We start from the raw sequence: 20,704 nt of genomic DNA on the forward strand, positions 1-20,704 counted from the left end.
CGCAATAGCGACTCCTTGTATCAATAAATGACCTGATCAACTAATAACTATAAGAGATCCATCAGGAGACTCATATGAGTAAAACAACTCAGGCTTCTCTGGCGACTGACGCACCAGATAATAGCCAAAACACATCGTTTTCAGGCGTTGATATATCTGTATTCCTTATAAGTGGCGGTACGGTAGTACTGTTTGCAATATTGGCACTCTATGACATCGACATGATGTCTAGCTGGGTTAACAGTGCATTTGCCACCTCCACCAAATACTTCGGAGCTTACTGGCAAGTACTCTTATTGCTGACATTTTTCATTGGTATTATCCTGGCTCTCGGGCGCACTGGGGGAGTTGTTCTCGGCGGTTTAAAAGCCCCTGAAATTTCAACCTTCCAGTGGATATCCATTATCATGTGTACGCTACTTGCGGGTGGCGGTGTATTTTGGGCTGCAGCTGAGCCTATGGCTCACTTTACCTCTCCCCCCCCGTTATTTGGAGGTGAAACAGGCACGACTGAAGCGGCCTACAATGCATTAGCGCAAAGCTTTATGCACTGGGGCTTTCTTGCCTGGGCGATTCTCGGCAGCCTGACAGCCATTGTTTACATGTACCTGCATTATGAAAAAGGACTGCCGCTCAAGCCGCGCACCTTGCTGTACCCTGTATTTGGTGATCGCGTTATGAAAGGCCCTTTTGGTGCCATTATTGACTCCTGCTGTGTTTTGGCAGTGGTGGCCGGCACCGTTGGCCCGATCGGTTTTCTTGGTCTGCAAGTCAGCTTTGGACTGGAAAAACTTTTTGGCATTCCTTACACCTATACGACCCAAGTCATCATTCTACTCGGGCTGATCGCCATCTATACACTATCTGCGGTTAGTGGAGTGGCCCGCGGTATACAAATACTTAGTCGCGCTAATGTGATTTTAGCCGTTGCTCTGATGGCGTTTATCCTGCTCTTTGGCCCAACCGCCTTTATCATTGATAGTTACCTGCACTCTTTTGGTATCTACCTGGATAAATTCATCCCAATGGCAACTTTTCGTGCCAGCCCAGGCTGGTTAGACTGGTGGACCGTGTTCTTCTGGGGCTGGTTTCTGGGTTATGGTCCGCTGATGGCGATGTTCGTTGCACGTATTTCCCGTGGCCGCACTCTCCGTCAAATGGTACTTATGATCTCTATCGTGGCACCCGTTATTACCTGCTTCTGGTTTACGATTGTGGGTGGTAGTGGTCTTGCATTTGAACTGGCGAACCCCGGCGTTATTTCTGAACCCTTCATCGGATTCAATTTACCGGCGGCCCTGCTGGCGATTACTGAACAGCTACCGATGGGCTTCTTTATCTCAGTACTATTTCTGATCCTGACCACTATCTTTGTTGCCACCACCGGAGACTCCATGACGTATGCCGTCTCCATGGTAATGACAGGAACGGATCATCCGAAAAGCTCTATACGTGTCTTCTGGGGCGTCATGATGGGTGTCGTTGCGGCACTACTAATCTCTATCGGATCAGGTGGTATTTCAGCCCTGCAATCCTTCATTGTTGTCACGGCCGTACCGGTATCTCTGGTATTACTACCTTCATTATGGACTGCACCGCAGATCGCGAAAAAAATGGTGGATGAGCAAGGTCTCTAGTGCCTTAAATGATTCAAAAGGAGCCTGTTTATGGCTCCTTTTTACCTTCACAGTTAATAAAGTGGAAACACAATATGAAAACAGCCGTAAAAACCGACCTATTTGCATCAGCAGCCCCTCTGGAGTGGGCTATTATTGCTAACAATCAATTCTATACTGCCCAGATCCCTATTAATGCACAAGGCAAGGTTGTTGACGGAGGGATCGAAGCACAAGCCCGCCAAACAATGGATAACTTAAAGCACACTATTGAAGCCGCTAAACTGACAATGGATGATGTTACGCAAGTCTTAATCTATGTCACGGCTCGTGAGCAACTACCTGTGTTTAATAAAGTTTATGCAGAGTATTTTGCAGCGCCCTATCCAAACCGTGCCGCTATGGTTGTTGCAGGACTTGCCCGCGAAGAGATGCTATGTGAAGTAGTCGTGTATGCAGCTGTGTCTTAATCAGTCGAGCCTCAATAAACCGAGCTTCAAAAACATGCTCCTGCATCTATTTCTAAACCCCTGCTTCTACTTAAGCAGGGGTTTCTATTATCCAATCACAAAAAATCAAGCTGCGGCAATTTGTGTCAATCTGCAACAGCGATTTTTTCAGTTATAATCTGCTACATTCATACACTGGAGCAAGATGCTGTAGGCCCCTCATAATTCATAACCCCAACAACCATGAGTAATGAGAGTGCGCAAGTTTCCTCACAGCACAAAGTAAATCATCTGCTGATATGGGATAATCATGCCGTCGCCGCAGCAGTTTTTTGCCCATCCTGATTGTTGATAGCACATTCCTTTTCTTTGCCGTATTTGCTTGGAAGTGCCTCTGTAATTGCTGTGTTTCTCCATATAATCCTACCCACCAAAATGCCAGTTGCACCAATAACGCTATCAATAGCAGTATGTCCATCCTTGCCGTATAACGTGTTCTGCTATGACGTAAACCAAAGTCATAAGCGGGACTTTATTAAGTCTCTAAATGTTTCCTCTATTTGCATTCGTTTATGGTAAATATTGACCAGTTTCTAAGGCGACATGGCTTCCATAGTCGAGTTAGTCACCAGTACCCAAGGCTCTTTGGAGGTCAATTCATACGTCCATTGCACCGTATGGTGACAGTCTGTTGTCGTACTTCGCTGACCTTTTCAGCCTTTACTTTGGACCCTAAACAATAGCATGAGAGAGCCTGTGCGGGTATAAAGCTGCAGTGTATTTTTATAAGTTTGCGCGCAGACTTCAGTGGTGGTTTGTTTTAACTGAATAAAACGTGATAATGTGGGGTTCGTTGTTTGCACTGGCAAGGTTGAATTAGGCTGATACTCAGCCAGTAAAGCGCTGTTTATAGTAAGTGGTTATAGAGACATTATAGTGTTGGCAAAATTCGATATTAGTGCCACTAAACAAGCCACGTTGTTGAAGTTGCACCTGTCACTAAGTAGTTGATCTGTATGTTTTCATCACCTGCTCCAAATTTATTATTGAGCAGGTATTTTTAGATAATCAGAACATCGATGCTAGCTGTACTTAGCTAGACGCATACAGTTATTTAAGCGCTTCGATTAAAAAAATGATTCGATCCTGCCCCCAGAAAACCTCATCATCGACAATGAAAGTAGGCACCCCAAAACCGCCTTTTTCAATCAATTCATCAGTATTCGAGGCCATAATTTCACTACACTGCTTCTGACACATAAGCTCCGAAAGATTAAAGCTATTCATCTGTTTCTCAATAAACTCTGGAGTAGAAATATCAGTCTCATGGCGCCAGAGCATTTTACCAATATCAATTGCCATTTCCAGCCCTTGACCGTTCTCCTGCTCCGCAGACATCACCAGAGCATCTGCTCTAGCCTCATTACAAGGATAAAACTTAGGATGTAAATTGATGGGAATTTCAAGATGCCGACTCCAACGCTCTAATTCCTGCAACCGATATTTTTGTCTATTAAGAGAACGCTTCTTCAATGGTAACCCTCCGGTGGCATCAAATAACCGTCCAATATCAATCGGCTTCAGATTCAAGCTTGCGTTGTAGCACGGCAATAGACTCCGTATCTGCACAGAGGAAAAAAGCGACCATGGAGAGTTTAAACAGAAGTAATAATCTACATTTTTCATTCGCCAGCCTATTTCGAGAAACCATCAATAATGACTAGTATTACTTTTAATACTCTCAGAAATTTGAGAGAACGATCTTTCTTTTTACTTGGTGCAATCAACTTATGTTCTCTAATTATATTTTCTACATTGATTTTTCCGTAATTTTTATCCAGTGTCCTGATGACTTGTCCCTTTTCAATCAACTCGGCGATACGATTCCCCCCTTGCGAGGCAATATCCACTGTCTCAAAATCGATTTAGTAAACATAAACGCCCAGTGTACCGACACACTTTTATTCTTGAAAACACTAATATTGAGACGTTCTGGATCATCAGTCAAACCAAATTTACCCTGCGGGGCGATAAAGTTTGCAATCGCAGCAAGATGCTTATACGTCTGATTCAGACTGGCAACATGGTCTGCACTCAGGGACTTCATCCATTTCTGCGTATCAAGGCGGAGCCGATGCAATCACCTTGATATTGGTCAACGCCTTGAGCAGCTTAATCATTAATCGAGTCTGCAACACCATAGGCTTATATGCGCCTTGGAGCCCCTTAAGCAACTGGAATTTGCTAACCGCAGAAGCAGCGCCCCATACTGCAGTAAAAGCAGTCGCTACTTATCAGCCAGTACTGCTCCGGGAATTCGATAAACCTTACTGCCATTAACGGTAGCAAAATAAACCCACTGGTACTGAGTATCGATAGTGATCCAGATAAAGAGCCTCATTCGTACCGCCTTCTCGCCTAGTTTCCATAACCGTTCCATCAATCTTGACTGTATGATTTCCCATCATCAGCCTGATATCAGCTTCCAACACCCGGCGGGCTTTAGGCGTTTCAAGATCAACAACAAGCGCGGGCTTGGCTTCACCAGCAAGGATACCTAGGGTCATATCCGCAATATAGACCTTATTACGCTCGTATCAATCGCAAAGTCCTGCAGAAAAGGTGTACCAACCAATGCTTCCTTTTCAACCGAGATAACTTTGACCAATACTGTTCCAGCCAACTGGCTGCGCAGGAGCAGTATCACTGCCCATATCCAGAACCCAGACAACGCACTCTTCAGTAGCATCGATACCAACACCAGTAAATAACCTTTAAATCAATGAGTTGTGGTGAAAATATAATACGAACGGTGGTCGTCACATTGGGTTCCCCGCCGACTGCCTTCCAGTTGCGCGACCACTTCAATATCAGTCACTGCATAAGCAGGGTTAAACGCCAGCAGTGAGATCAGAGCTATAGACGTTTTATATGTTTCATAACGGCTCCTGTCAGATATATGTAATCAACAAAATCATCATAAAACTTGATTGCCACAACTTAAAGAGTACAATTATTGAAATATTATATTAAGAATAAGCTTTTAGAAGAGCTACAGGCAATACTTATAATTAGCTAATTCCGCAGTCCTACCGCTGCCTCAAATAACTGGAGCATGTGCACGTAAATAGAAAGGCTAGTAGTAAGCGATTGGAAAAACTAGGCGTAGGCGTCAAATATTAAAACGTTATAACAAGGAAAAAGCAGTGAAAATAATTACGGTATCGTTTGATGAAAAATATGCTCCGGAGATCAAAAACATAAGGAGCAAAGTATTTACGAGTGAGCAGAATATTGATCCCAATATGGATTTTGATGGTCAAGATCATGATGCTGTACACGTGCTGATCCGTTCCGATGATAAATATGTTGGCACAGGCAGAATGCTAAATGATGGTCATATCGGCAGATTAGCTGTACTTAAGGAATATAGAGGTAAAGGGTTGGGTGCTGAGATTATTATATCTTTAATCAAAGAGGCAAGAAAAAACAATCTAAAAAGAGTCTATCTTGGAGCACAGAGTCATGCAATAACTTTTTATGAAAAATTAGGCTTTTCAAAACATGGTAAAGCATATATTGAAGTTAATATTGAGCATGTGAATATGGAAAAAATAATCTAACCAATCAATTTACATCGAATATACTTGTTCATGCTTAGAGCGTTTGAAAAACTTACTCATTAACTATTGACTGTAAAAGGTTTTAACTCTACTAACACAATGATTTGTAACATTATATCAGATATCTCTAAGGAACATGCGTTCAAGTCAAACAGCGCGCCTTAACATTCTGAAAGCCCAATGACAGTCAGTAATGTGGGTTGTTTATCATTTTACCACTAAACAAGATAATTGAACCTTGTTTAGTGTTTTTTAAACGTATTAACCTCTTGCTTTTCGGATCAGCTGATCAACTCGAAACATGTTTGCAAAAGTAAACAGCATGGCGAGCTTACTGTCATTTTTAGCCAACCCACGATAAACAGCTTTTCTAAAACCAAACTGACACTTGATGATTCGTAACCGTCTAGCGAAAAACACCTACTGTTTAAAATTCCAGGGTAACAAGCTATCGATATTGGGTTCTGGTTTACACAGTTCATCAAGGCAAACCATGATGTAATCAAATGGGATTAGACCATTTGTTTTGGCGGTTTACATAATACTGTAAAGAGTGGTTCTGGCATGTGCACCGTTAGCCGTTTGGCTAAATAACCAATTCTTTTGGATTATTCGGGTCTGGTGAATCTCGACCAGAGTAATACACTCATCGGATTTCACCTCCTTTAATGGCGTTTCATCGGCAAATAACGTGGGCTGCTTTAACAACTCTGTTTTAAATCGTTCAACTAGTAGTGCAAAGAGTGTGGCGGATTTGTCTATCAAGCTGCTCATGTTCTGACGACTCAGCTTAATACCATATTGCTTGAGCATCGCCCCCTGGCGATAAAGCGGTAACCCATATTGGTATTTACTGGTGATAAGCTGACTGAGCAAACTGCTCGTTGCAATGCCTTTGTTGATGGCATGGCAGGCATTGAGGCTTGCTTTATCTGTGTTTGAATCGAGGATTTATCACAGTGACGGCAAGCGTACTTAGGCCGAATGTGCTCAATCACTTTGATTTGAGCGGGAATAAACTCAAGCTTTTCTGACTTATATTCACCCATTTTATGTAGCTCACCGCCACAACAATTACAGGTTTTATCTTCGATGTCGTGGATAACCTGCCCACGAAATAAGTCTTTTGGCAGCGGCTTACGCACTGGCTTTTTACGGGTATAGCTAATGGATTGTTGCCCAGCCTCAGCGGCTTAAACAATTTCCTCCACTTCATTGAATAACTCGTCTTGCCCTACAAAGCCTTCAGCACTTTTGCCGAATTGTTTTTGTTGAGCTAAACGCCAGCGTTCTTCTAACGCTGCGATTTGCGCATCTTTCTGTAAAGATAATTGCCGCTCATTTTCGAGCAGTTTTTCCAGCTCAGCGATGCGCTGTTTAAGGGCGAGTTCATTTTTCATGAAGCCTATTTTAAGGCATAACAAAAGGCTTTCCAGTGCTAACTGAACGTCTTTTGATGATCATTAATCGATCGCCATATCTTTTGAATAATTAAAGCACTTGCTTACCTGCGACATCAATTTTGCTGTGGCCAATCACATCATAACCCGCTAATAACCAGTGTAATTGTTGCTCAGTTAATGTCATGGTGGGTAACATGAGTTTGGGACATTTAAATTTATGCTTGTTTAATCGCTTATACCATAGGGCAAAGCCAGTGTTATCCCAGTACAGCAGTTTGAGTTTGTCGCGCCCTTTATTACAAAACACTAATAGTGCGCCACTGGCACCGGTAGTTCAAGCCCTGCTTCCACTAAGGCGGCTAATCAATTAATCGATTTACGAAAATCGACCACATCCGCACATAAATAAACGGTGGGCACATCAACAAACATCTTCATGCCATCAGCCCTTTAATGATGGAAACGATATCGTTCGTTGCTAAATTGGCAGGAAACATTAACTGGCCTGTGCGGGTATAAAGCTGCAGTGTATTTTTATGAGTTTGCGCGCAGACTTCAGTGGTGGTTTGTTTTAACTGAATAAAACGTGATGATGTGGGGTTCGTTGTTTGCACTGGCAAGGTTGAATTAGGCTGATACTCAGCCAGTAAAGCGCTGTTTATAGTAAGTGGTGATAGAGGGCAAAATTCGATATTAGTGCCACTAAACGAGCCGCGTTATTGAAGTAGCATCTGTCACTAAGTAGTTGTTCTGTATGTTTTCATCACCTGCTCCAAATTTATTTTTGAACAAATATTTTTAGACAATCAAAACATCGATGCTAGGTGTAATTCGCTGGACGCATAAGATAAAGTAGCCCAAACGATTACGTTTAAAAAAAACATTAACTTATCGATATTTTTCTACTCGCTATCTATGAATTACTCTCTGGGGTCGAGGGGGGGACGAGGACATTGAGAACTTTGATCACCTTAAGCTTTAGTCATAAAGTGGAAGATATGCCTTTGTCGGTTCACAAGTGGGACAGTTCCTGTTGAAACACTACGGATATAAGTCGCGACTTAAATGCTGCCCTCAATATCCGTAATAAAGGCATCCTGGTATTCCCCTTGCAACAAGCTGGACCTAAGTTAACTTCCCTCAACAGATTATTCTTGCAGCGTAATACATATGTGTGAATGCATCATTCGCTCTATGTTGCCAGAAAAGAAATAAAGAAGGAGGCCAAACTTTTTCATGTTCAGCCTTCCTTATACAACCTAAGTATCCATTTAAGTATAAGCGATGATACTTATCTGAATGTCATTAGATCATAGGGTCGTATTTTTTCATAAGCGACTATTTGAGTTCTACCACGCCTGGGTAATAAACGTCTGCTGGTGATGTACGCGGTAATGTCTTGGAGGTCACGGCGCCCCCGCCTAAAGGTACTGCAAACAACACATCATCGTTGTTCTGGCGCATAATGCCGAGGATGTCACCATTGCTGTCTTCGGTGAGATAACCTAACACCTCCCCGGGCCCCACTGATGCAAATTGTTGCACCTGATTGAGCAGTGGATCAAACTCCATCAACTTACCATTTTCTGTGCCGTAGTATAGCTTGCCGTTTGAGGCGGTGAGCAGGCCTGTGGATGGTATATCGGTCAACCCAGTTACCACATCATTGTTTAGCGGCTGACCACAATCATTGCTTACGGCTTGTATAGTACCTTGATTTGCTGTTGCACTGGATCGGGTTGCCACATACCAGGTATTGGTGGCGTCACTGAAACTCAATCCTCTCACGGGTAAATGCCCATCAGTACTCACAAATGCGCTGGAACCCTGAGCCTTGGTTTGCATGTTGTAGCAGTGAATAGCGCTGTTGGAAACAAACCAGGCCTCATCATTTCTCAGTTGCACTTCGCTGGTCGCCTGGGCACTGTTAGTGATATCGAAGGCGGCCAACTCGGTGAAAGCCAGTGAATCTGGGTCAATGCGGTACAAAATTTGTCTGAAATTGTCTAAAATATCGATCCCCAGTCCAACCAACCCACCACGGTCGTCCTCCTTCAGGGCAATGCCCGGGCGAATATCACCATTACCACTGCCATATTGAATAATGGCATTGTTTGGGTCATAACTGAATTGCGCGCCGGAACCGGTGAAACCGGGAGCATACCAGACGCTGCCGTATACTTTCCCATTACTGTGAATTAACGGCTTGCCTATTGGATATGCACCAGCGGTATAGCCCAAACTGGTTACCGATAGGCTATCATCCAAACGATCTTTAGTTATGATGGCTCCATGACGGGTATCACCACCATCAAAGCTGATAACAGATACAAATCTGTCATTGATATTGTCATTGGAAAAATCTGCAATGCCGGGATCGCCAATAAAGATATACCCTCTATTCCCTCCGCCGACAATAACAGGGAAATCGGAAAAGTTAAGGCTGTTAATACTTCGAAGCTGAGAGGTACCAAGAGTTATACCAAAAACCTTATTGGAGCCGCTAAGGCGAATCTCACTGGCAAATGCCAGTGCACTTTCATCTCCATTTGAAATATAGAGAGCACCTCCCACTGTTGATGGTGCAAATCCGGTTGCTGTTAAGCCTCCCCAATTTGAGAATCGTCGAACATCACTCGATTGCCCACTGCCAGCGTTCACTTCAGTTAACATCGCCGGGTGGGTCGATGACCCAGCACAAACCGAGAACAGATCATTGCCAGTCCAACTGAATACTCCCAGACTTTTCCAACACTCAAAATTAACATACCCTTCAGCCCCCCCATCACGGGTATTAACGTTAAAGATGGTTTTGCCACTATTTTGCAGGGCACTGACAAACGAATTTCCCGATACATGGAGATAATGCCCCGAGTAACTGTAATAAAGTGAATTGAAATATGTGGGAGTCATAAAAGGCGTTGATACCCAAGGCTTGCTAAGGTCCTGAGGATCTGAGGGCGTCAACTCCAGCACATTTGTATTGGTAGCGTTACGTCTACTGTAGTTGGCGATAAATATCCGGTTATCCCCGTTCCATTGCATATGCGCCAATGGGGAGCGCCCAAATGTGTTGCCTTGGATATCCGGTGCACCGAGGTCTGCGACCCAGGCAAATTTCAGATAGTCGGGGCTGGCAGGGTCGATATTCAGATAAAACACCCGTCCAGCATTCAAATAACTACCGTATTTGGCCAAACCAAAAAGTGCTTTGCCAGAAGGGTGAAGCAGCAAACGGGTATCAAAACCATAAACGCGATTACCATTCACTATCTCATATTCAACATGATGTAGAATATCAACGACTTTGGTCACTGGATCAAAGCTCATTACGGCAGCGCCAGCATACAGCCCCTCATTTGGCAGCATGAAGTAAAATTTGCCAGTTGTTTGGTTAAATACCAATCCAAGGTATCCTGTAGTCTCGACTCCGGGCTTACCTTTGAGGCTTAGTAGAGGATGAATTTCAGTAATATTTTTCTCGCTAATAGAGTAAAGCCCTCCTATCTCATCCTCCCCGCCAAGAGAACTGTTTAAAATCAGCGTATGGCCACTGGGTACAGGGTTAGCACCGATGTTACTACTTGGTTTATTGGTTATGGAAACAGTCACTGGGCTACTATCTAGTTTACCGTCATTGACGACTAGCTGGGCAACATAGGCACCGGCAATATCCAGGGTGAATTGACTGCTAGCCTGATTGTCATTGGTTAGCATAGCCATACTGGCAGCAGGCTTGCTGATCAAGGCCCAGTGGTAACTCAATGCATCACCATTGGCATCAAACGATGCCTGACCACTGAGTGTCACCTGGGCTCCCACATCCACCTGCTGGTTGTTGCCCGCATCGGCGATAGGGGCAACATTTTTAGCCACATCATGGATAAGTACTGTATCCGGCAAGCTGTTCCCCTTGCCATCACTCACCACCAACTGCACCACATAGTCACCAACTAGATCGGTTTTCAGGCTTGGGTTGGCACTGGCAGCATCCGCTAATTGGGCGTTGCTGCCACTCGGACGGGTCAGTAGCGCCCATTGATAACTTAGGCTATCGCCATCGGCATCAAATGACGCACTGCCATCGAGCAATATACTCATCCCCGCTTCGGCCGCAAGGTCCGAGCCTGCATAGGCTACAGGTAAGGTATTTTTATCAAAATCACGCACTATGACTGTGGCAGGCTTACTGTCGAGCTCACCATCATTGACTACCAGCTGGACGATATAATCGCCACTGAGATCAGCCACAAACTCGGTGTCCACAGTGTCGGTATCAGTAAGCACAGCAACGCTACCCGCAGGTTGGTTCAGCAATGTCCAGCGATAACTCAATAGCTGCCCTTCAGCATCAGTGGAGCGTGTGCCGCTGAGGTTAACCCGGCTGCCTTTGCTGGCTTTTTGATCGCTGCCCGCGTTGGCAACCGGAGCAAGGTTGACATCGGTTATCACCATGGTATCCGGAGCGCTGTCGGCATAACCATCATTCACTATAAGCTGCACCACGTAGTGGCCCTGAGTATCTAGGGTCAGCGCTGGTTGGGCGGAGCTGGTGTCGGTTAACACAGCCTGACTACCCGCGGGTTGACTCACCAAACTCCAGCGATAACTGAGTGGATCGCCATTACCATCGGAGGATGCACTGCCATCAAGCAGCACCGTCTGTCCCGGGCCACCTTTAATATCGCTGCCTGCGTGCGCCACTGGCGGCAGGTTGCTGTCGGTTAACAGCACACTGACCGGCAGACTGTCACGACTGCCATCGTTAACGATTAACTGCGCTACGTAGCTGCCGGGAACATCTGGGGTAAAGAAAGGATGCACGCTAAAGGGTTCACTAAGCTGAGCCTGACTGGTAGACGGCTTGTGTACCAGTGACCAGCGGTAGTTTATAACGTTTCCATCAGGGTCGTGGGACGCACTGCCGTCTAAATGCACGGGTTGCGAGGTGGCAATCTGTCTGTCATGCCCGGTTACCGCAATGGGAGCCCGGTTTACCATTGAAGCGGCATGAATGGTTACTGTGGCTGTTTCACTAGTGCTACTGACGTCCTTTACTGCCAATGCTGCGACATAATCGCCAGCCACATCAGGCGTAAAGCTGGTTGCTGCTGCACTGGTATCCAAAAGATTTGCCTGGCTGCCCTCAGGCCGGGAAACCAGATGCCAACCATACGTTAAGCTATCACCATCGGCATCAAAAGAATCAGAGCCATTGAGCTTTACTGCAGTGCCCAGGGCGATAAAAGCACCGGCAGCCGCCTTTGCAACCGGCACAGTATTGGTGTCTGAGATGATCACCCGATCTGGAGCACTTTCCTGGGTGCCGTCACTCACCACCAGCTCTGCAACATATTGCCCTGCAATATCATGCTGAAGCAACGGAAACGCTGTTTTGTCTCGATAAAGGCTTGCTTGGCTGCCCGAGGGGCGCTCAACAAGCGTCCATGAATAACTGAGGCTGTCGCCATCCACATCAAAGCTTTGACTGCCATCAAGCATAACGGCGGCTGTGCCAGACAACTTAATATCCAGCCCAGCGTCAGCAACGGGAGGCGTATCTGTGTCGGTTATGACAACCTCCGCAGGAAGACTGCTTTGGGTGCCATTGTTGACAACCAGTTGAACCCGGTACTCGCCTGGACGGTCGAGCGTCAGCAGTGGATAGGGGTTGGTTGAACCAGAAAGCTGGGCAGTACTTCCTAGCGGCAGAGAGATCAGTTGCCATTGAAACGTTAATGGTTTGCCATCTGGGTCATGGGAGCCACTGCCATTGAGTATGACGCTGGCGCCGATCTTGGTTAGGATGGGATGCCCTGCATCAGCGACTGGCAATACCACCTCAACGGGTGGCTGCACGGGGGGAACTACCGGCGGTTTAACAGCGTTATTATCCCTGTCGTCACTGCATCCCTGAAGTACAATTAAGATCCAAAACAAGAAAATCACTCGACTCCTGAACATAGCCCGCACCCATTAAATAGTCTACTCATTATATTTGATTTCAGCTTAGACTATTAACTTACATTTTACAAAAGGGCAAGTTTCGTAAGAAAAGTATCCTGATTTAGTTGCGCATAACATCGCCTGATAGGAGGTAAGAAGTCACCACCACAGTGGTTCAATATCAGCAAAACGCTTGCTGATCTTCATATAACAATAATGGTTTAGAAGTTAATGGCCAGTTGATATTCAAATCCGCATCATTCAATAAAATCGCTTTTTCAGATGATGTATTATACTAATCCGTACATTTATAAAGAAAATCAGCAGAGTCACTCAACACATAAAAACCATGAGCAAAACCTGCGGTGATCCAAATTTGACGTTTATTATCAGCAGATAAATATTCTCCCACCCATTGCCCATAAGTGGCTGAATCTTGGAGAATATCCAATGCTACATCAAATACCTCATCAGAGGTAACCCAAACTAACTTATCTTGGATATGCTTCATATTAGTCGAGAGCTTATCACAGTGACGGCAAGCGTACTTAGGCCGAATGTGCTCAATCACTTTGATTTGAGCGGGAATAAACTCAAGCTTTTCTGACTTATATTCAACCATTTTATGTAGCTCACCGCCACAACAATTACAGGTTTTATCTTCGATGTCGTGGATAACCTGCCCACGAAATAAGTCTTTTGGCAGCGGCTTAAACAATTTCCTCCACTTCATTGAATAACTCGTCTTGCCCTACAAAGCCTTCAGCACTTTTGCCGAATTGTTTTTGTTGAGCTAAACGCCAGCGTTCTTCTAACGCTGCGATTTGCGCATCTTTCTGTAAAGATAATTGCCGCTCATTTTCGAGCAGTTTTTCCAGCTCAGCGATGCGCTGTTTAAGGGCGAGTTCATTTTTCATGAAGCCTATTTTAAGGCATTAATAATGGCATCAATAATGGTTTTGTAGTGCTAAATGAACTTGTTTTGATGATCATTAATCGATCGCCATATCTTTTGAATAATTAAAGCACTTGCTTACCTGCGACATCAATTTTGCTGTGGTCAATCACATCATAACCCGCTAATAACCAGTGTAATTGTTGCTCAGTTAATGTCATGGTGGGTAACATGAGTTTGGGACATTTAAATTTATGCTTGTTTAATCGCTTATACCATAGGGCAAAGCCAGTGTTATCCCAGTACAGCAGTTTGAGTTTGTCGCGCCCTTTATTACAAAACACAAATAGTGCGCCACCAGGATGGGATTCCACTTTGCTCATAGATTAACCAAAGAGTAACTCCGTCCTAAAATCACCATTCCAAGCTGCTCCTCTTCGTTTCGCTGCTAAACTGTCTTTTTTACCTTGATGTTATCTGATTATGTTTAAGCATACCCTGTTGAATAAAGCGATGTGCGCCGCCCCGTCGGGGTCTGATACCTTTAATTTATCTTCTTTGAAGACAACATCTAAGACCCAGTGAAGCCGATTCTCTATGTGCCAATGTTTCGCGTATTACTTTTGCCACTAACTCTGGCTCTACCGCCAATGAACTGACATAGAAGTGGGAGGTATAACTGGTTTTGTCACCTAATTTACGACCTCTTGCAATCTCAATCACCGTTTTGACATTAGGCCATTTCTCTTTGAGTTTCTGCGGTAATTTAATCGGTAGTTGCATAACTAGACGACTTTCACTTCGGCCATGAGCATTTCCATTGCTTTGTGTTTCTTCGTGTGGGCCCATGCTGTCATAGTGAGCTTTAAAGTGCTCAGCGATAGCATTATGTAAATTACGCTGATTGGCTTTGACTTGGATAATAAAGTAGCCTTATTCTTTACAATTGTTTCCAACGTTTTCGTTTGGCAATGCAGAGCATCAAGCGTCACAATGCAATCTTTACACGCTAATATGTCGATGATATCACGGACAACTTGACCTTCTTGGCCTTTATTTTTCGCAGCTTGTTGATATAAGGCTAGCCCATTATCAACATCAAATGCACTAACCACATTTAGCGCATTGTCACATTGTCTTTCCAGCAACCTCGAAGCACCTAACCATCAATCGCAATGTATGGCTTTTGAGCTTCTTCACGACGAGAATTACTCCGATTTAACAGTGCCTTGAGTAAAGAATCTGTATCTAATGCTCTGATTATATTAGCAATACAATGGCGTTTTGGAATGCCATTTTCAAAGGGACGATGATGCCTTAGCCAATCCAGTTGCAACTCACCAAACTCTTGAATTGACTTCCATCCATCAGCGCCATTGAGCACTGGCATCTCCAATTCCGCTTTGACCAGAGCCGCCAAACCATTAATCGATTTTCGAAAATCGACTAAATCGGCACATAAATAGACGATGAGTGCATCAGGATGACATAGCGAACAATTTTCAGCCATTCAAACTAGCAATACTTCTCAATTTGACGGCTTTGTGATCTTATATTCTCTTTTGATGAGACACGATCATTAGCCTTCTTTCCCTTACCAAGCACTTTGAACTTATTGAAGACCACCGACAGGCCGCCAAAGTGACTTATCTTTTGTTTGATGTGTTGTTCTTAACCGTGGTGGCGGTCATCGGTGGCTCTGAGAGTGGGGAAAATATTGAAGACTTTCGTCATTGTCACTTGGAATTACTGAAGAAGTATGGTGATTTCAGCAAAGGTATTCCTGTTCATGACACCATCGCACGAATTATCAGCAAAGTTGATCCAGAAGCGTTGCAACAAGCCTTTATTTCATGGATGTAAGCAACCCAACAATTGACTCAAGGTCAAATCATGGCCATTTATGGCAAACTTACTCGATTCTTATAACACTGAGGAGCGTCAATCGGCTATTCATATGGTGAATGCTTTCTCTGCCAACAATGGTGTAGTGATGGGACAACTTAAAACCGATGCGAAGTCCAATGAGATCACACCGCGTTCCCTGAGTTATTAGCCTTATTGGATATTAAAGGCGCACTGGTTACCATTGATGGTATGAGCACTCAAGCAGAGATTGCTCATACCATCATAGGTAAAGGCGCCGACTTCCTGTTAGCAGTCAAAGGCAATCAAAGTGCTTTGTATCAGCGCGTAAAAGAGACCTTTGCAGCTCAGTTTGAGGAAGCTGAAAATGTTACTCAAATCGAGGTGCTGCGTAGTCGAAAAGAATATCAGGAGTATCAAACCATAGCGGCTTCCAAGGAGCTGATAGATGCTAAATAGCCGACAATACAATCAGTTGGCAAAGTCATTAGTTATCAGATACACAAAGGTGAAGGAAAGCTTCAGACATATCAGTTCCGCGATATTATCAGTAGAGGAATTAGCTGACGCTGCTCGTAGTCATTGGGCTGTTGAAAATCAGCTTCATTGGGTACTGGATGTGACAATAAATAAGGATGCTTGCCAGATATCTCGAGATGATAGTGCAGAAAATCTAGTAAGAATGCGGCAGACTACCGACAATATACTGAAAAAGGGCCAAGCAAATTAAGTCTACGGCGAAAGAGACGCCTAGCCGCAATGAATTCAGAGTATTTGGATAAGATAATAAATGCTTAAAAAAAATTCATGCTCTTGCCCTGGTAATCCCGCACTGTTTACCAAGGTGGTGATTAAATATTGTTAAATTCTACTCATTTGTCAATAAAGGCGATTGAATTGCTTATTTATTTTGTTTTTTTAAAGTGCGTCCTACCATACCTAAGCCTAAACCGATAAACCCCCCATAAAAAAGACTATGAAAAAAAGATACAAATAGTTTGGCTTGAAGCCCTTTGGGAATTGTATCTATTATTTCTTTACTACTTTTTATGTGATTTGTTACAGAATTCCCTCTTGGTGAGCCTCTAAGTATCACTTCGATGTAATGGCCTGGTTCTGGAGCGTTATAATACAATATTAATGTTAACCAAACTATATAAATTCCTAATATGCCCCCTAACCTCGCTGATTTTGACAGTATACAGACTGTCATGAGGTAAATAATAAATATAAATAATGAATTAATATTAAAGACTAGTAAGGTTGGGAGGGATAGCAATAGAAGTATAAATATGGTCTTTGTCTCGAATAAGACCTTTAAAGTGTCATATAGGTGGTCGATTAATTCCTCATTATAATTTTTCATTTTATCTTCGATTTACTTGTGAAGGTGCAATTCAAGTTATAGTATACCTAACTTTAGTTCTTCCGTATTTTAATTCAAGTATCCATTTACGAATATTACAACTTTACATCTTTAATGGCAATTCTAATCACCTCCGATTTCGGGTCGCGTTGTTGATGACTAAGTCACTGTAAGTATTGTTTCAACCCCTGCGCCCAGAAGGGTGTTAACTGTACCATTACTTGATAGCAGTATCGTCCATCCAAAAGGTTAACTAACCTCTTTGAGTTAAGACTGGATTGTATTTACTTTCAGTTGGTGATTTTGCCCTTGGCTGCGCTGCGCCCATGATACGACCTGATTGTAATGTTTCACGAGCAGACGCAGATAAGCAAAATGGGTTAACTCGATATAGGCAACAACGCCTTACCATGGTTCAATTCCTCACGGGTTTGACGACGCCAAGGGGATACAGCCATTTTGGATGAACACTTAGCCAACATTCGGCAGCTTCTTCTGCGCTAAGATCCCTGCGATTGATGGCATAGTTCAACTCGGCAATGTCCCTATTAGACATCTGAATATTATCCAGCACCGGATCTGAGTCTGAGCAAAGCGACCAGCGGCATTTTCTGTCAGTAAGAGTAAGGCGTGATCTTTGCCACCCAGCAGACCTTTGAGATCCTTGAGTTCCCATATCTTGTAATTATGATTCAAAAACTGGGGCCTCGGCCCAGACCTTATGTTGCATTGCATTCTTAAAGGCTTAGAAACATTGCTGCTGAGTGCCGGTATGGAACTCATAGCCGACCTGCTGCAAACCATAACCCTGCATCATCTGTTTTGAGAAACATTCCTTGAATGTGGTGGCGCATTTACTCCAACACTTATGGACGCAATAGATCTGTCACCGATTACACCAGATCTTACGACACATATTCTGGCACACATCATAGGGCATAGGGGTCATAATACAGCCCAGCTCCCACACTTCTAGATTTTATCCAGACAGATGCCGTTGCTGTGAGGTAACCAAGCGAAGCAGATCAAGCTTGCCCCGGTCAAGGGCATCAAAGTTGGCCTGATGATCGGCAAAATTCAATTGCACCGATTTACCCAAGATATCTAGCACATAGCCGACAATGGCTGTAGTGGCCCGATGAAAGCGAGGTTGGTGACTCCCAGCCGTGGCGGCGTTTCCTGTGATGTTGAAGTGATTGCATGGTTTGGTATCGGGTTTGGCATGGGGTTTCTTCTGTCAATGGTATGGCCGTTAGGATCTGCTAAATATCAGCTTGGGCATAGCTTCTCCCAGGATATTATTGACCAGTGAGAAGGGAAAAATTATCTCAACGGTAATGCCGTTGGGGTCTTCCAGAAACCGTTGATGTTCAAGAGTTTCAGGGGTCTACTGCTCCCGAAATTGCAGTTCAAGTGCAAGCAGTTTGTGCTGCATGGCACTTAGGTCTGCGCTGCGAAAAGATAGATGAACCACGACGCCTTAGCCATTGGTGATGCGCCTTTGTCTTGGTAGGCCTCTAGCCGGATCTTGCTCGGCAGACTCTAGATGCAGCACAGGTTTGTCTGCGGCATAAAACCAATGGCCCGGAAAGGCTAACGCAGGACGGTAGCCCTCGATCAAGCCAACAACCCAGCAGTAGTAATCACGGGTCTGCAGCAGTTTACTGCTGAGCAGCGTAAAGTAATCCAATCCCTGAATATTCATGATGGACTCCTTAGTTTCAGTTTCCCTGTACACCGGCGCTCAAAGGTTTAAAGCGGAAGATGTAGTAAGGGGGTTGGTTTTTGGCCTTACCATCGTTCAGTGGCGCAGACAGCGGCAGCTGTGCGGCTGCGCTGTAGAGGAAGCCATCAGCACCCAGGCTGACACCGTCTGGCCAGATCATTCTCGGATCTGCGGCAAATGGGCGATACTCACGACTACTTGCTGGAATAATGCCAATACGGCGCTCGCCGACTTCGGTGAGATAGATATTGCCGTCAACATCTATGCTCAGGCCACCACTATTGGGTTTGTGGGCCCAAAACTGAACCTGATTGGCCAGCACGCTTGCCGACAGGGAAGGATTGGCCAAGGCCAACATGGGGATCCGGTAAAGTTCCCCCTTGCTGAGCGGAGTAAAGTAAAGCCACTCTTCATCTTTATCTATGGCAATACCATCGACGCCCACATAAATGGGGAGCGATTTCTGCCCGGCTGTGCCGACATCTATCACTATTGGGCGGTTAGTGTCAGGCATCACGCTCTGGTGGCCCTGCAGTACTCGGCGACTCTGGCCTGTTTTGAGATCTACCACCACCAGGGCAGCCTTGTCGCCCACAGACCCAGTCGCAATGCCTTCATCGGCGATAACAATCAACTGATGCTTGGGGGATATTAGTAAGTCATTATGCTGCGACTCCGGCAGGGATACCGGTGATGGCAAGTGGATAATTCGTTCCAGCTTGTTGGTATTGCTGTTCCAGGCCACCAGTTTCGGGGTGACTCTGGGGCTAGCCTGGCCCGAGTCCAGCAACCAGACAATACCGTTGGTATCGGTACGCAGACCAAGAACCCAGTTTAGGCAGGTATCGGGATCTTTCTGACTGCCGTCACCGCGGACACAGCCTTGCCAGTCGCGGTTTGGAAATGGCTTGCTGCTGCCATCGGCGAAGATTTCCGCTACCTTGATTTCAGGCTCGTAAAAGGGATGAAAACTCACCAGCATACGCCCGCTTGGAGTGAAGCTGATGCCACCGACAGCCCGCTCTGTAGTGCGGTAGACCTGAGCTTCGCTTTCAGAGTACTGCGAAACGGATGCCGCAGAGGCTGAAATACTAAAGGAGGCCAATGCACCGGCGAAAAGGGTAGACAAAGTAAATAATTTCATTGTGTTGACTCCTTTCTTGGACCGGCCAGCAGTACGAGCTCACTCTTAGTCAGGGTGTGTTGCCAGAGGAAGAAGCCGGTCATCGCCGCAGAATAGTCGGGGGTTACTGGCAGTTTTGCCACATCGAGCGCATAGACTGTCCACTTGTATCTGTGCTGACGCCCCTCGGGTGGGCATGGGCCGAAGAAACCGGGTTTTCCCAGATCTGTGTTTGACTCAATAGCACCTTCTGGCAAGGGGCCGCCATCTTTGCCGCCTGGCAGGCTGTGGACATCGGCGGGAATATCATATACCACCCTGTGCCAGAAGCCTGAACCTGTGGGAGCATCCTGATCATAAAAGGTGACTGCAAAACTCTTGGTTCCTACCGGCGCATTTTCCCAGTCCAGCCTGGGCGCCAAGTTGGCACCGCTGCAACCGAATTGGTTCCAATAGTAGTCTGAAGGTATGACTTGATTGGCAGTTAATAAACTTTTTATTTGAAAATCAGCGCCATAGACAAAGGGGAGGAAAATGAAAGTGCCTAGTGCAATACACCAATATTTTTTTTGCCTCATGATATAACATCCTAAATTTTATGATAGATTTGGTTCGTAGGATTTATTATACAAAAAGAAACCTAAGTGTATTAGTGGATATTTATTGTATTTACTTTTAAAAATTTTTTGAT

The 20,704-nt window shown here is 44.8% G+C and carries 12 protein-coding genes and 6 pseudogenes; 4 read left to right on the forward strand and 14 right to left on the reverse strand.

Annotation, left to right across the window (positions count from 1 at the left end; all coding sequences use genetic code 11):
- Positions 1 to 74: 74 nt before the first annotated feature.
- Both B1F84_RS11980 and B1F84_RS11985 read left to right on the forward strand, forming a co-directional pair.
- Entirely contained in the window at positions 75 to 1,637 is a 1,563-nt protein-coding gene (locus B1F84_RS11980; RefSeq protein ID WP_131691552.1) for a BCCT family transporter, read from the forward strand.
- A gap of 74 nt (positions 1,638 to 1,711) precedes the next feature.
- The gene (locus B1F84_RS11985; protein WP_131691553.1) at positions 1,712 to 2,086 is read left to right on the forward strand and encodes a RidA family protein; all 375 of its coding nucleotides are present in this window, start codon (positions 1,712 to 1,714) and stop codon (positions 2,084 to 2,086) included.
- Positions 2,087 to 2,284: 198 nt separating this feature from the next.
- On the opposite strand, the pseudogene B1F84_RS18035 reads toward B1F84_RS11985, so the two are convergent.
- A pseudogene (locus tag B1F84_RS18035) lies at positions 2,285 to 2,811 on the reverse strand (transposase); the annotation flags it as partial.
- 364 nt (positions 2,812 to 3,175) lie between these two features.
- Positions 3,176 to 3,751, reverse strand: a complete 576-nt coding sequence (locus B1F84_RS11995) for a 2-hydroxychromene-2-carboxylate isomerase (RefSeq protein ID WP_131691554.1) — start codon at positions 3,749 to 3,751, stop codon at positions 3,176 to 3,178.
- Positions 3,752 to 5,271: 1,520 nt separating this feature from the next.
- Here B1F84_RS11995 and B1F84_RS12000 point away from each other — a divergent pair.
- Entirely contained in the window at positions 5,272 to 5,688 is a 417-nt protein-coding gene (locus B1F84_RS12000; RefSeq protein ID WP_131691555.1) for a GNAT family N-acetyltransferase, read from the forward strand.
- 261 nt (positions 5,689 to 5,949) lie between these two features.
- Here B1F84_RS12000 and B1F84_RS12005 read toward each other — a convergent pair.
- The 9 genes and pseudogenes from B1F84_RS12005 to B1F84_RS12055 all read right to left on the reverse strand — a co-directional run.
- A pseudogene (locus B1F84_RS12005) lies at positions 5,950 to 6,087 on the reverse strand (IS5/IS1182 family transposase); the annotation flags it as partial.
- A gap of 21 nt (positions 6,088 to 6,108) precedes the next feature.
- Positions 6,109 to 7,088, reverse strand: a pseudogene (locus B1F84_RS12010) (IS66 family transposase zinc-finger binding domain-containing protein).
- A gap of 91 nt (positions 7,089 to 7,179) precedes the next feature.
- Positions 7,180 to 7,404 (reverse strand): annotated as a pseudogene (tnpB, locus tag B1F84_RS12015) (IS66 family insertion sequence element accessory protein TnpB); the annotation flags it as partial.
- Positions 7,405 to 8,429: 1,025 nt separating this feature from the next.
- Positions 8,430 to 13,040: a PKD domain-containing protein gene (locus B1F84_RS12030; protein ID WP_205988823.1), complete on the reverse strand. Its 4,611-nt coding sequence runs from the start codon at positions 13,038 to 13,040 to the stop codon at positions 8,430 to 8,432.
- A gap of 292 nt (positions 13,041 to 13,332) precedes the next feature.
- Positions 13,333 to 13,548, reverse strand: coding sequence for a dTDP-4-dehydrorhamnose 3,5-epimerase (gene rfbC, locus B1F84_RS18040; RefSeq protein ID WP_240702028.1), 216 nt, complete (start codon positions 13,546 to 13,548; stop codon positions 13,333 to 13,335).
- Positions 13,549 to 13,954, reverse strand: a pseudogene (locus tag B1F84_RS18045) (IS66 family transposase zinc-finger binding domain-containing protein); the annotation flags it as partial.
- A 103-nt stretch (positions 13,955 to 14,057) separates the two neighbouring features.
- Entirely contained in the window at positions 14,058 to 14,315 is a 258-nt protein-coding gene (gene tnpB / locus B1F84_RS12040) for an IS66 family insertion sequence element accessory protein TnpB (RefSeq protein ID WP_131691557.1), read from the reverse strand.
- Between the two features lie 402 nt (positions 14,316 to 14,717).
- The gene (locus B1F84_RS18050) at positions 14,718 to 15,080 is read right to left on the reverse strand and encodes an ISAs1 family transposase (protein WP_131691558.1); all 363 of its coding nucleotides are present in this window, start codon (positions 15,078 to 15,080) and stop codon (positions 14,718 to 14,720) included.
- Positions 15,081 to 15,091: 11 nt separating this feature from the next.
- Positions 15,092 to 15,322, reverse strand: coding sequence for a transposase family protein (locus B1F84_RS12055; RefSeq protein WP_165489686.1), 231 nt, complete (start codon positions 15,320 to 15,322; stop codon positions 15,092 to 15,094).
- A gap of 188 nt (positions 15,323 to 15,510) precedes the next feature.
- On the opposite strand from B1F84_RS12055, the pseudogene B1F84_RS12060 reads away from it, so the two are divergent.
- Positions 15,511 to 16,596 (forward strand): annotated as a pseudogene (locus tag B1F84_RS12060) (ISAs1 family transposase).
- Between the two features lie 2,048 nt (positions 16,597 to 18,644).
- On the opposite strand, the gene B1F84_RS12065 reads toward B1F84_RS12060, so the two are convergent.
- Genes B1F84_RS12065 through B1F84_RS12075 form a run of 3 tightly spaced genes read right to left on the reverse strand, consistent with a single transcriptional unit; the run spans position 18,645 to position 20,591 of the window.
- On the reverse strand, positions 18,645 to 18,869 hold the full coding sequence (locus tag B1F84_RS12065) for a hypothetical protein (protein ID WP_131691560.1): 225 nt from the start codon (positions 18,867 to 18,869) through the stop codon (positions 18,645 to 18,647).
- Between the two features lie 16 nt (positions 18,870 to 18,885).
- Complete coding sequence (locus tag B1F84_RS12070; RefSeq protein ID WP_131691561.1) at positions 18,886 to 20,034, reverse strand: L-dopachrome tautomerase-related protein; 1,149 nt, start codon at positions 20,032 to 20,034, stop codon at positions 18,886 to 18,888.
- Complete coding sequence (locus tag B1F84_RS12075) at positions 20,031 to 20,591, reverse strand: YbhB/YbcL family Raf kinase inhibitor-like protein (protein WP_131691562.1); 561 nt, start codon at positions 20,589 to 20,591, stop codon at positions 20,031 to 20,033. The genes B1F84_RS12070 and B1F84_RS12075 overlap by 4 nt, the downstream gene beginning before the upstream one ends.
- Between the last annotated feature and the right edge of the window lie 113 nt (positions 20,592 to 20,704).

The organism is Pseudoalteromonas sp. DL-6 (assembly GCF_004328665.1).
Classification (GTDB): Bacteria; Pseudomonadota; Gammaproteobacteria; order Enterobacterales; family Alteromonadaceae; genus Pseudoalteromonas.

Coding starts and splice junctions, on each gene's coding strand:
- B1F84_RS11980 (WP_131691552.1), top strand. CDS start 75: ATGAGTAAAACAACTCAGGCTTCTCTGGCGACTGACGCACCAGATAAT.
- B1F84_RS11985 (WP_131691553.1), top strand. CDS start 1,712: ATGAAAACAGCCGTAAAAACCGACCTATTTGCATCAGCAGCCCCTCTG.
- B1F84_RS11995 (WP_131691554.1), bottom strand. CDS start 3,751: ATGAAAAATGTAGATTATTACTTCTGTTTAAACTCTCCATGGTCGCTT.
- rfbC (WP_240702028.1), bottom strand. CDS start 13,548: ATGAAGCATATCCAAGATAAGTTAGTTTGGGTTACCTCTGATGAGGTA.
- tnpB (WP_131691557.1), bottom strand. CDS start 14,315: ATGAGCAAAGTGGAATCCCATCCTGGTGGCGCACTATTTGTGTTTTGT.
- B1F84_RS12055 (WP_165489686.1), bottom strand. CDS start 15,322: ATGCCAGTGCTCAATGGCGCTGATGGATGGAAGTCAATTCAAGAGTTT.
- B1F84_RS12065 (WP_131691560.1), bottom strand. CDS start 18,869: ATGAATATTCAGGGATTGGATTACTTTACGCTGCTCAGCAGTAAACTG.
- B1F84_RS12070 (WP_131691561.1), bottom strand. CDS start 20,034: ATGAAATTATTTACTTTGTCTACCCTTTTCGCCGGTGCATTGGCCTCC.
- B1F84_RS12075 (WP_131691562.1), bottom strand. CDS start 20,591: ATGAGGCAAAAAAAATATTGGTGTATTGCACTAGGCACTTTCATTTTC.